Origin of the sequence: Mycolicibacterium fluoranthenivorans, assembly GCF_011758805.1 — a bacterium.
In the GTDB taxonomy this organism is placed as follows: Bacteria; Actinomycetota; Actinomycetes; order Mycobacteriales; family Mycobacteriaceae; genus Mycobacterium; species Mycobacterium fluoranthenivorans.
In genome coordinates this window covers 302,547-313,482 of the sequence record NZ_JAANOW010000005.1, presented here as the reverse complement: position 1 = coordinate 313,482, position 10,936 = coordinate 302,547, and the positions used below count along the sequence as shown (strand labels likewise).

Annotated in this window: 12 protein-coding genes; 8 read left to right on the top strand and 4 right to left on the bottom strand. The window is 66.0% G+C overall.

Annotation, left to right across the window (positions count from 1 at the left end):
• Positions 1 to 3: 3 nt before the first annotated feature.
• Positions 4 to 252 carry a DUF2630 family protein gene (locus tag FHU31_RS30370; protein ID WP_167164978.1) on the bottom strand — a complete coding sequence of 83 codons (249 nt, stop codon included), beginning with the start codon at positions 250 to 252 and terminating at the stop codon, positions 4 to 6.
• A 32-nt stretch (positions 253 to 284) separates the two neighbouring features.
• Between FHU31_RS30370 and FHU31_RS30365 the strand changes: the two genes are divergently transcribed.
• Entirely contained in the window at positions 285 to 647 is a 363-nt protein-coding gene (locus FHU31_RS30365) for an FKBP-type peptidyl-prolyl cis-trans isomerase (protein WP_167164976.1), read from the top strand.
• A 198-nt stretch (positions 648 to 845) separates the two neighbouring features.
• Positions 846 to 1,424 carry an LppU/SCO3897 family protein gene (locus FHU31_RS30360; protein ID WP_167164974.1) on the top strand — a complete coding sequence of 193 codons (579 nt, stop codon included), beginning with the start codon at positions 846 to 848 and terminating at the stop codon, positions 1,422 to 1,424.
• Here FHU31_RS30360 and FHU31_RS30355 read toward each other — a convergent pair.
• Together FHU31_RS30355 and prrA are read right to left on the bottom strand one after the other, a co-directional pair.
• Positions 1,421 to 2,779, bottom strand: a complete 1,359-nt coding sequence (locus FHU31_RS30355; protein ID WP_167164972.1) for a sensor histidine kinase — start codon at positions 2,777 to 2,779, stop codon at positions 1,421 to 1,423. The genes FHU31_RS30360 and FHU31_RS30355 overlap by 4 nt on opposite strands.
• Positions 2,780 to 2,785: 6 nt before the next feature.
• Positions 2,786 to 3,496, bottom strand: coding sequence for a two-component system response regulator PrrA (gene prrA, locus FHU31_RS30350; RefSeq protein ID WP_090354654.1), 711 nt, complete (start codon positions 3,494 to 3,496; stop codon positions 2,786 to 2,788).
• A gap of 71 nt (positions 3,497 to 3,567) precedes the next feature.
• Between prrA and FHU31_RS30345 the strand changes: the two genes are divergently transcribed.
• From FHU31_RS30345 to FHU31_RS30325, 5 genes are all read left to right on the top strand, one after another.
• The gene (locus FHU31_RS30345) at positions 3,568 to 4,560 is read left to right on the top strand and encodes a phospholipase D-like domain-containing protein (RefSeq protein ID WP_167164970.1); all 993 of its coding nucleotides are present in this window, start codon (positions 3,568 to 3,570) and stop codon (positions 4,558 to 4,560) included.
• Entirely contained in the window at positions 4,553 to 5,137 is a 585-nt protein-coding gene (locus tag FHU31_RS30340; RefSeq protein ID WP_167164968.1) for a chromate transporter, read from the top strand. Before FHU31_RS30345 ends, FHU31_RS30340 begins: the two co-directional genes overlap by 8 nt.
• Positions 5,134 to 5,679 carry a chromate transporter gene (locus FHU31_RS30335; RefSeq protein WP_167164966.1) on the top strand — a complete coding sequence of 182 codons (546 nt, stop codon included), beginning with the start codon at positions 5,134 to 5,136 and terminating at the stop codon, positions 5,677 to 5,679. The genes FHU31_RS30340 and FHU31_RS30335 overlap by 4 nt, the downstream gene beginning before the upstream one ends.
• A gap of 192 nt (positions 5,680 to 5,871) precedes the next feature.
• A complete protein-coding gene (locus FHU31_RS30330) occupies positions 5,872 to 7,764 on the top strand; it encodes an ABC transporter ATP-binding protein (protein ID WP_167164965.1) in 1,893 nt (630 codons plus the stop codon).
• Positions 7,761 to 9,578, top strand: coding sequence for an ABC transporter ATP-binding protein (locus FHU31_RS30325; protein ID WP_167164963.1), 1,818 nt, complete (start codon positions 7,761 to 7,763; stop codon positions 9,576 to 9,578). The genes FHU31_RS30330 and FHU31_RS30325 overlap by 4 nt, the downstream gene beginning before the upstream one ends.
• Before the next feature lie 83 nt (positions 9,579 to 9,661).
• Here the strand turns inward: FHU31_RS30325 and FHU31_RS30320 are convergent, their stop codons facing one another.
• Positions 9,662 to 10,153 carry a CDP-diacylglycerol diphosphatase gene (locus tag FHU31_RS30320; RefSeq protein WP_167164961.1) on the bottom strand — a complete coding sequence of 164 codons (492 nt, stop codon included), beginning with the start codon at positions 10,151 to 10,153 and terminating at the stop codon, positions 9,662 to 9,664.
• Positions 10,154 to 10,427: 274 nt separating this feature from the next.
• On the opposite strand from FHU31_RS30320, the gene FHU31_RS30315 reads away from it, so the two are divergent.
• The gene (locus FHU31_RS30315; protein WP_167164959.1) at positions 10,428 to 10,922 is read left to right on the top strand and encodes a hypothetical protein; all 495 of its coding nucleotides are present in this window, start codon (positions 10,428 to 10,430) and stop codon (positions 10,920 to 10,922) included.
• Positions 10,923 to 10,936: the final 14 nt, after the last annotated feature.

Sequence of the window (10,936 nt, the reverse complement as noted above, 5' to 3'; positions counted from 1 at the left end):
GTGTCAGCCCAGGTAGCCCTCGACCTCTTCGGCGGGACGGGCCGCGGCGTCATCGGGATCGCCGCCGGACTCCCGAAGCGCCCGCCGCTGCCGCAGCAGGTCCCAGCACTGGTCGAGCTGCACCTCGATGGAGCGCAGGCGCTGGTGTTCGGTCGATTCGTCGATCTCGCGGTGCTGCAGTGCAGTGCGCAGCTCCTTCTCCTCTGCGACGAGCTTGTTGACTTCGGCGAGGATGTCCGCATCAGTGGCCATGAAGCCAGTGTGCCCGACTACGGTGGACAATCGTGGCAACAAAACCTGAAATCGAATTTCCGGACGGCCCGGCACCCACCGAGCTGGTCATCGAAGACCTCATCGTCGGCGAAGGCGAGGAAGCGGTACCCGGCGGCTCCGTGGAGGTGCACTACCTCGGCGTGGAGTACGACACCGGCGAAGAGTTCGACAGCTCGTGGAACCGCGGCGAGTCGATCACCTTCCCGCTGCGCGGCCTCATCCAGGGCTGGCAGGACGGTATCCCCGGGATGCGCGTGGGCGGTCGGCGCAAGCTGACCATCCCGCCGGAGCAGGCCTACGGTCCGGCCGGTGGCGGCCATCGGCTGTCGGGCAAGACGCTCATATTCGTCATCGACCTGCTGGCCACCCGCTAGCTAGTACCAACAGAACCGCCGTCGTTCCGGTCCAATGTGGGCCGTAGCGACGGCGGTTCTTTGTCTTGTGCGGGTCCGGGGCGTGGGGCAGATCACCCTCGGGCGGCGTTCGGATCGACGCATGTTTCGCGACTACACCTTGCAAGAGGCCCCGGAATGCGGGCTTTCGGTGTCCACGTGAAAAAAGGATCGACAGATATGACCAACCCGCAAACCACCGCCCAGCCCGCTCCGGCCAAGACACGGTGGTGGCGCACCAAGAAGGTCCGGTTGGCCTTCACCATCATCGGTGTCTCACTGATTCTGCTCGCCAAGTTCAGCTTGGCCGAGAAGCGCGAAGTGCAGCAGGCGACCACGGCTGCGAAGCAGGAGATCACGAGTTACCTTGTCGGCGACTGTGTTGCACTCGGGGCCGACGGACAAGACGTGCACCGCACCGACTGCGGCACCGACCCCAGCTTCACGGTGGGTGCGGTGCTCGACAGCGACCGGTCGTGCGCCAACGCCAACTACATCAGCTATGACTGGACTCTCGACCACCACGCGGTCGGCCGGCTCTGCCTCGTCGAGAACCTCACCGCCGGGCACTGCTATCACCCCACCGCCAGCGGCAAGAACCTCGAGCAAACCGACTGCGCCATCAGTGATGACAAGGCCTACAAGGTGGTGCAGCGATTCGACTCCGCGGCCGCCCAGTGCCCGGCCGACACCACCACCTACAGCTATCCCGCCCCGGTGCGCGCCTACTGCTTGGCGCCGACCGCCGGCTCGGATTAGGCGGGCCCGGGCAACCGCAGCAGCAACCGCACGCCGCCGAGCGGGCTGGCCTCCAATGAGGCTGTGCCGCCATGCAATTCGGCCTGCTGGGCGACCAGTGCCAAGCCCAGGCCCGACCCGGAATGCGAGGCCGTCGACCCGCGGGAGAACCGCTCGAACACCCGGGTGCGTTCCTCTTCGGGCAGCCCGACACCGTCATCGTCGACGGCGATCTCCACCCCGGCCCGTGAGGCCACCGCGGACAGCTGCACCCGGGTCGCGTTCCCGTGCTTGACCGCGTTGGCGATCGCGTTGTCCACCGCCAACCGCAACCCGGCGGGCAGCCCGAGGATCAGCACCGTCGGCGCGGGCACCAGGGACACATCCAGGTCGGGATACACGCGCATGGCGTCGTGCGCGGCGCGGTCGAGCAGTTCGGTGATGTCCACCGGGACATGGTCGTCGGAGGTGGTCAGCTCGCCCTGCGCCAGACGCTCCAGCGCGGTCAGGGTGGCCTCGATCCGGGACTGGGTGCGGATCACGTCGCCGAGCACTTCCTTGCGCTGCTCGTCGGGCATCTCCAGGGTGTCGAGCACCTCGAGATTGGTGCGCATGGCGGTCAGCGGGGTGCGCAGTTCGTGCGAGGCGACGGCGGCGAAATCGCGCGCCGACTCCAGGGCCGCTTTGGTCCGCTGCTGCTCGTCGCCGATGCGGGCCAGCATGCCCTCGACGGCCTCGCCGATCTCGGTGGCCTCCCACACGCCGCGCACCTGAACCTCTTCGGGCTTGGACTGCGAGTTGATGGCCCGGGCCTGCTGGGCGAGCCGCCGAAACGGGGTGATCATGATGGCCGAGATGATCCAGCCGACGATGGCGGTGCCGCCGATGACACCGCCGCAGATCAGCAACACCCGGCGGTGCTGGGCGTCGATCTGGTGCTCGGTCTCGGCGGTCGGCGCGCCCAGGGCGACCGAGGCCTGGCCGGCGCTGAACGTACGCACCCGATACTTGACGCCGTTGATCGTGGTGGTCGCGAAACCGTCCGGGAATTCGGGCAGCACGATGTCATCGGGCGCCGACACGGTGGACCCGGCGATGCGGGCGGTGCGCACCAGACCGCCATTGGCAGCGGGTTCGTCGGTGTGATCGTTGAGGGCGCTGCTGAGCAGGGTGGTGACATCGCCGAGGCTGCTGATCGAGTCGAGGCGTCGGTCCAGCTGGCTGTACTGCTCGTTGGTGATGCCGATCCACACCCAGGTGCCGATGGTGATGACGGTGGCGATCACCGAGAACGACGCCACCAGCACGATCGAGCGCAGCGACAGCGCCCGCTTGGGTAGTCCGAGAATTCGGTACAGCCGGTCGTTGAGATCCATGCGAACCTACTGCTGCCGCAGCACGAACCCCACGCCGCGGACCGTGTGCAGCAGCCGGGGCGCACCACCGGCCTCCAGCTTGCGGCGCAGGTAGCCGATGAACACGTCCACCACGTTGGTGTCGGCGGCGAAGTCATAGCCCCACACCAGCTCCAGCAGCTGGGCGCGGGAGAGCACCGCGGTCTTGTGCTCGGCGAGCACTGCCAACAGGTCGAATTCGCGCTTGGTCAGGTCGACGTCGGTGCCGTTGACCCGGGCCCGGCGACCGGGGATGTCGACCTCGAGCGGGCCGACCGAGATGGTCTCCGAGGAGAAGGTGGCGGTCGAGCCGCGCCGGCGCAACAACGCCTTGACCCGGGCCACCAACTCCTGCAGCACGAACGGCTTCACCAGGTAGTCGTCGGCGCCGGCTTCCAGCCCGGCCACCCGATCGTCCACCGAGCTGCGGGCCGACAGCACACAGACCGGTACGTCGTTGTCCATGGCGCGCAGCGCGGTGACGACGCTGACGCCGTCGAGCACGGGCATGTTGATATCGAGCACGATCGCGTCCGGCCGGGTCTCGGTGGCGCTGCGCAGGGCTTCGGCTCCGTCGACCGCCGTGGCGACCTCGAATCCGGACAGCCGGAGGCCTCGTTCCAGGGACGCGAGGACGTCGGGATCGTCGTCGACGACGAGAACCCGGGGTGACGCTGCTCCACTGTCCATAAGGCCCATCTTGCCCGATGAATCACCGCTATTGCGGCAGGCACGTCCCGGACACCATTGGGTGCTAGCATCCGGCATTTATGCAGGCATTTACGCCGCGGGTAATCGTGCAGCCCGATGACGGCGTCGAACCTGTACGGCAATTCGTCGCGTCGGCCGAGAAATCGTTACTCCTCAAACAATTCACCTTCACCGAGGAATCGTTGCTGGAAACGGTGATCGAGCGGCACAACGCGGGTGTCGACGTGCGGGTGATGCTGAACCCGGCTCGTTCCGGCGGGGACCGCGCCAACGACGATTCGTTCACCCGGTTGCAGGGCGCCGGCGTGAACGTGGCGTGGACCAATCCGAAGTTCTATGTCACGCATGAGAAGTCGATCGTCGTCGACGGGCAGGCCGCGCTGGTGGCCACGTTCAACCTCTGCGAGAAGTACTTCACCCTCACCCGCGACTACGGCGTCGTCACCACGGTGCCGCAACACGTGGCGCAGATCGTCGACGCGTTCGACGCGGACTGGGAGCACCGCGACGATTGGCATCCGGCGGTGTTCGAGGGGCTGTTGTGGAGCAATTCGAATTCGCGATATCACATGGCGCAATTCATCGACGCCGCCGCGCACCGGCTCGATATTCAGCATCCGAAATACGTGGACGCGGTGATTCTGGACCACATTGCGGCCGCGGCCGGGCGCGGCGTGAAGGTGCGCGTGCTGTGCGGCGGACGGCACGGCATCAGCGAGTGGGACATCCTGGACACCTTCGCCTCGCTGCGCACCCTGCGCCGGTTCGGTGTGAAGGTGCACAAGCAGAAGAACCTGCGGGTGCACGCGAAACTGCTCATCGCCGATGACGCGCACGCGCTGGTCGGGTCGATGAACATCGACCGCAGTGCCTTCGACCTGCGCCGCGAGCTCGGTGTCATCGTCGAGGATCCCGAGGCCGTCGCCCGGCTGGGCGCGATCTTCGCCTTCGACTGGGAGTCCTCGCATCAGTACGAGCCGCCGGATCCACTGCGACCCGGGGACCATGGCGAGGACGATTTCCCACACGATCCGGACTTGATGCATGAGTGAGCTCGGGGACCCGGGTTCAGACGGAGCGCGTGAGGTGTCCTTGGTGGAACTGGCGCTCACGTTCAACCACATCGCCCTGGCGTCGTTCGGCGGGGGACTCTCGGCCTGGTCGCGGGAAGTGCTGGTGGTCGAGAAGGAGTGGCTGGGCGAGGCGGAGTTCCTGTCGGCGATGACGATGTGCCGGATCCTGCCCGGCGCCAATCAGGTCAACATGGCCGTCTTCGCCGGCACCAAGATGCGCGGCCTGGCCGGGGCGGTCGCGGCCGTCGTCGGCCTGTGCCTCATGCCGCTGGTGATCATCCTGGTGCTGTCGTTCGTCTACTTCCGTTTCAAGGAAGTGCCCGCCGTCAAAGGAGTGCTGCACGGCGCGTCGGCCGCGGCGGTGGCGCTCACGCTGACGATGGTGATCAAGACCGGCCAGAAATGTCTCACCGGGTTGGTGCCGGTGCTGCTGTTCGGCGGGGCGTTCCTGCTCAACGGGGTACTGCGCTGGCCGCTGCTGGGGACGTTGGCGATCCTGGCGCCGCTGAGCCTGATCTGGGCCTGGCCACGGGGGCGTGCGCAGGTGAAGTCGTGAGCACCTACCTGCAGATCGCCGGCCTGTTCGGGATGCTCTCGCTGCTGTCCATCGGCGGCGGCAACGTGGTGCTGCCGGAGATGCACATGCAGGCGGTCAACCACCGGCACTGGCTCTCCAACAGCCAGTTCGCCGACCTATTCTCCATCTCGCAGACCGCTCCGGGACCCAGCATCCTGATCGTGTCGATGGTGGGCTACGGCGCGGGTCTGCACGTCGGGGGTGTGCCCGCGGCGATCCTGGGTGGGTTGATCGCGATGGTGGCGATGGTGCTGCCCGCGGCGTCGTTCGTCTACGTGGTGACGCTGTTCTGGCAGCGCGCCGAGAAGTCGAAACTGCGTATCGCCGTGGAGAAGGGTTTCGCGCCGCTGACCGTCGGGCTCATCCTGGCCACCTCGCTGGTGATGAGCCGGGCCGCCGATCACGACTGGCGGGCCTACACCGTCACCGCTGTGTGCACCGGGATCTTCCTGGTCAGCAAGATCAATCCGCTGTTCATCGTGGCGGGTGCCGGCGTGATCGGGTATCTCGGCTTCATCTGAGGTGGGGAATTCAATTGACCTCAATCTTTGTTGAGGTTTTAGCGTGGTGTCGTGTCGGGTTATTCGCTTGTCCGGCATGGCAGCATTGATGCCGGGGGATGGGCTTCGCGACGCTCCGTGCGTCGGAAGATCGCGATTGGTCACGACGTAGATGTCGGAGTCTTGAGTTAGACAGTCTTAGTGGGTGGGGTCATGGATACGGACGGAAGTGCGCTGCGCGGGGCACCGGCCATTGCGCCGCCACCGCGCCGTATCCGCGCGTCCTCGGACATCCTGCGCCTGCTGCCGTACCTGAAGCCTTACCGCGTGCGCTGGGCCGTCATGGTGCTGGCCGCGTTCGTCAGCCTGGGCGCCACGGTGTCCATCCCGCTGATCACCAAGGCGGTCATCGACGGCCCGATCCGCCACCAGGACGAGCGCGGACTGTGGATCCTGGGCTCGGCCGCCACCGCCGTCGGCGTGTCCGAGGCCGTGCTGTGGTTCATCCGCCGCTGGCTGGTGGCGCGCGCCACCATGGGCGTGGAAGCCGATATCCGCAAAGACCTCTATGCGCGGCTGCAGATCCTGCCGATGAACTTTCACGGCCGGTGGCAGTCCGGGCAGCTGCTGTCGCGGGTGATGAACGACTTGGGCACCATCCGGCAGTTCCTGTCCTTCGGGCTGCTGTTCCTGATGCTCAACTTCGTTCAGATCGTCGTCGTGACGTCGATCCTGCTGGCCATGTACTGGCCGCTCGGGGTCGTCGTGGTGGTGTCCATCGCGCCGATCACCGCGACGGTGCTGCACTTTCAGCGGCAGTTCACCCAGCTGTCCCGTCAGGCGCAGGACCAGTCCGGCAACGTCGCCACCCACGTCGAGGAGCAGGCCCTCGGGATGCGGGTGGTCAAGGCGTTCGGGCGGGAGGAGTACGCCTACGAGCGGTTCGACGAGCGAGCCTCCGACCTGTTCGACACCGAGGTCCGCAAGGTCGCGGTGTCGGCGAAATTCTGGACGCTGCTGGAGGTCATCCCGACGGTCACGCTGATCGTCGTCCTCGGCGTGGGCGCCTACGCGGCGGGCCACGGGCTGGTCACCATGGGCACCCTGGTCGCCTTCATCACCATGATGCTGTCGCTGGTGTGGCCGATCGCCTCGCTGGGCTTTCTGTTGTCGATGACGCAGGAGGCGATGACGGCGGCCAACCGGGTCACCGAGATCTTCGACGCACCACGCGAGATCACCGACGGGCCGGACGGTGCCACCCCGCGCGGCGGCCGGCTGGAACTGGTCGACGTCGGTTTCCGGTTTGCGGACAGCTCGGACTGGGCCTTACGGCACGTGAACCTGGCCGTCGAGCCGGGGGAGACCATCGCCCTGGTGGGTTCCACCGGGTCGGGTAAAACGGTGCTCGCCGCCTTGCTGTCCCGGCTCTACGACGTCACCGAGGGCCGGATCATGTTGGACGGCAAAGATATCCGCGACCTGTCACTGCCGGCGCTGCGTCACGCGGTGGCCACCGCGTTCGAGGATCCGACGCTGTTCTCCATGTCCGTGCGGGAGAACCTGCAGCTCGGCAACCCCGTCGCGAGTGACGAGCAGCTCGCCGAAGCGGTCCGGGTGGCGGCCGCCGAATTTGTCTACGATCTGCCGTTCGGTCTGGACACCCGTATCGGGGAACAGGGCATGAGCCTGTCCGGTGGCCAGCGGCAACGGCTTTCGCTGGCGCGCGCCATCCTGGCCCACCCGTCGGTGCTGGTGCTCGACGACACCTTGTCCGCGCTCGACGTCCACACCGAGGCCGTCGTCACCGAGGCGCTGGGCCGGGTGCTGCGCGAGGTCACCGGCATCGTGGTGGCACACCGCGCCTCGACGGTGTTGCTCGCCGACCGGGTCGCGCTGCTGGAGAGCGGCACCATCACGCATATCGGCACGCACGGCGAGCTACTGGCCGGGGTGCCCGAGTACCGCTATCTGCTGGCCGCCGACGACGAGCTCGACGACGGTGCCGAGCGCTCCTGTGACTGGGAGAACGACGAATGCCGTTCGCAGCTGGAGCATCTGCACCTGGAGGATGAAGCGCTGTCCAGCTGGGAGCGTCAGCGATGAGTACCACGGACTGGCGCGGTCAGGCGGTCGAGTCCGCCGACGATTCGGTGATCGACGAAACCGTGTCGCGGCGCGGCGAAGCGCGCGCGCTGCTGTTCTCGCTACTGCGGCCCTACCGCGCGGTGATTGCGGTGCTGGCGATCATCGTCGTGGTCGAGAACGCAGCCCGGCTGTCGGTGCCCATCCTGGTGCAGCGCGGGATCGACCATGGCATCCCGCCGATCCTGGCCGGCGGTTCGGCGCGCGAACTGGTGGTCATCCTGGCGGTGCTGTGCGGTGTGGTCATCCTGCAGGCCGGCAGCCGGATGGTGTTCCTGCGGCGATCCGGACGAATCGGCCAGCAGGTGCTGCTGGAATTGCGGCGCAGGCTGTTTCGTCATTTCCAGCGTCTCGATGTGGCCTTCCACGACCGCTACACGTCGGGCCGGGTGGTGGCCCGGTCCACCAATGACATCGAGGCCATCCAGGAGATGCTGTCGACGGGGTTCGACGGGCTGATCACCGCCGTGCTCACGATGTGCGGCACCGCGGTGCTCCTGTTGGTGCTGGACTGGCGGCTGGGCCTGATGTGCTTGTGCGCCTTCCCCATTCTGGTCGGGCTGGTGTGGTGGTTCCGCACCGAATCGTCGAAGACGTATTTGAAGGTGCGGGAGGCCGCGGCACTGGTCATCGTGCAGTTCGTCGAGACCATGACTGGTATCAAGGCCGTGCAGGCGTATCGCCGCGAGCCGCGTAACCAGGAGATCTTCGAAGACGTTGCCGACCATTACAAGTCGATCAACGAGCGTGCCTTCAAGCTGATGGCGATCTTCATGCCCAGCGTGCGGCTGGTCGGCAACATCGCCACCGGGGTGGTGCTGCTCTACGGTGGCTACCTGGTGCTCGAAGGCCGGATGACGCTCGGCACGCTCACCGCGTTCCTGCTGTACCTGCGCATCTTCTTCGAACCGATGCAGGAGATCTCGCAGTTCTTCAACACCTTCCAGTCGGCGTCGGCCGCGCTGGAGAAGATCTCCGGGGTGATGGCCACCGAGCCCGGGATCCGTGATCCGTCGGATCCGGTGCGGTTGGCAGCGGTGCGCGGGGAGGTCGACTTCCGCGATGTGCGCTTCGATTACGTGCCGGGCCGTGCGGTGCTGCCAGATCTGACGCTGCATCTGCCTGCCGGGCAGACGGTGGCGCTGGTCGGCACCACCGGTGCCGGTAAGACCACCATCGCCAAACTCATTGCGCGGTTCTACGATCCGGTCTCGGGTGTGGTCAGCCTGGACGGGGTCGACCTGCGCGATATCGAGCAGGCCGAACTGCGCCGGCACGTGGTGATGGTGACCCAGGAGAACTTCATGTTCGAGGGCACCGTCGCCGACAACATCCGCTTCGGCAGGCCGTCTGCGACCGACGCCGAGGTGCGCGCCGCCGCAGAGGCCGTCGGTGCGGACCGGTTCATCGACGCGTTGCCCGACGGGTACGCCACTGACGTCGCCAAACGCGGTGGCCGGCTCTCGGCGGGACAGCGTCAGCTCATCGCGTTCGCGCGGGCGTTCCTGGCCGATCCCGCGGTGCTGATCCTCGATGAGGCGACGTCGTCGTTGGACATCCCGAGCGAGCGCCTGGTGCAACGGGCTTTGGTGACGGTGCTGGCCGACCGCACCGCCGTGGTGATCGCGCACCGGCTGTCCACCGTGTTGAGTTCCGACCGGGTGCTGGTGCTGGAGCACGGGCGGATCGTCGAGGACGGCCCGCCCAGTGAATTGATCGATGCCGGTGGGCATTTCGCGGGGTTGTATCGGGCGTGGGAGGAGTCGCTGGCGTAGCGACGTACGCCGACTGTGGGCCCTGTGTACGCCAGGTCGATGTATCGCGTACACAAGGCCCACAGTCGGCGATGCCGGCCTAACTACTTGCCGCCGATCTTGTACAGCAGGGACTCGGCGTTGTTAATGCCTGCGGGCAGGCCGCTCTGCCGGTCGCTTTCGAGCACATCGAAGCCGCCGCGCGGATCCTTTACGACCAGGATCATCACGTGGGACATGTCGGTGCCCTTGGGCTGGGCGATGTCGTTGTGCACCTTCGCGAAGAAGTTCTGGTCCAACGAGCTTGTGTGCCAGGCCCGGTAACTGTTCGGGTTGGTGTTCTTCGTCATCGACTGGTCGTGTCCGGTGACCGGGATGACCGCGTTCACCCAGTTGCTCTCGTTGTCGGTGATATTGCCGGCCTTGGCTGCGGCGTCGATGTCGTGGCGTGCAGGGCGGTACAGCTCGGTCAGGTGGATGTGCATCTGTTCTTGGCCTCGGCTGTCAGCGGAGTTGATGGCCAGTGCCGAGTCGCTGACGCCCGTGAGGTGATGAGCTTTGTCGGCAGCGTGCTTGAAGTAGTGGGGTGAGAACAACTTCCCGCAGCCGAAAGCCTGGGTCTGTCCGCTGGTCGGCTTGCACGACAGGGGAATCCGTATTCCCCCGGTTGGGGGACGGCGGTGACGTACATGAAATGACGGACTGTGTGGGTTAAGCACTACCTGCAACCCGGGCAGCGGGCGAACTGAACGTCGGCCGCCGTCGTGCCGATTTTGCGGTGTCGAGGAACGCACTTCGACACTTGTCGGCCAGTAAAGCTCGTTCAGGATATGGGCAGCCGACCGCCGCCGTCGGAGCTAGAATCCGCCTGTGGGGGACACAAACCCTATGGGTGCTGACTCGCTGAACGTTGCCACGTGTGCCTGCGTAGGTGTCTACGCTCACGCACTCACCTACGGCAGCGCGTATCCGATCCTGGCCCATGACGTCGACAAGCGCCAAGTGAAGGTACGCGGCGACAACGCGAAGGCGCGGTGGTATCCGGATCACTGTTTCGACTTGAGTGGCCAGCGCGTCGTAAAGCTCGTGCACATGACCATTGACGGTCCAGTTGACGACGGTTGCAACACCGTAGACGTTGTCCTTGAATTTTCCGACGGCCAGCGACGATGGTGCTACTTCGTCACCCCTGAGTGTCTGTCACACCTCGGCGGGGCCGCGCAAGTCGGCGATGAACGTTTGCTGAGTTACCATTCTCCGCACATGATCGTGGTCAGTGCGATCAACGGCGAGATTATCGATCAGTCGCTCACCTACATCGAAAGCCAAGGGGAGTTGCTGGCCGCTTCGATGCCCATCTCCTGAACTACTGCAGTGCA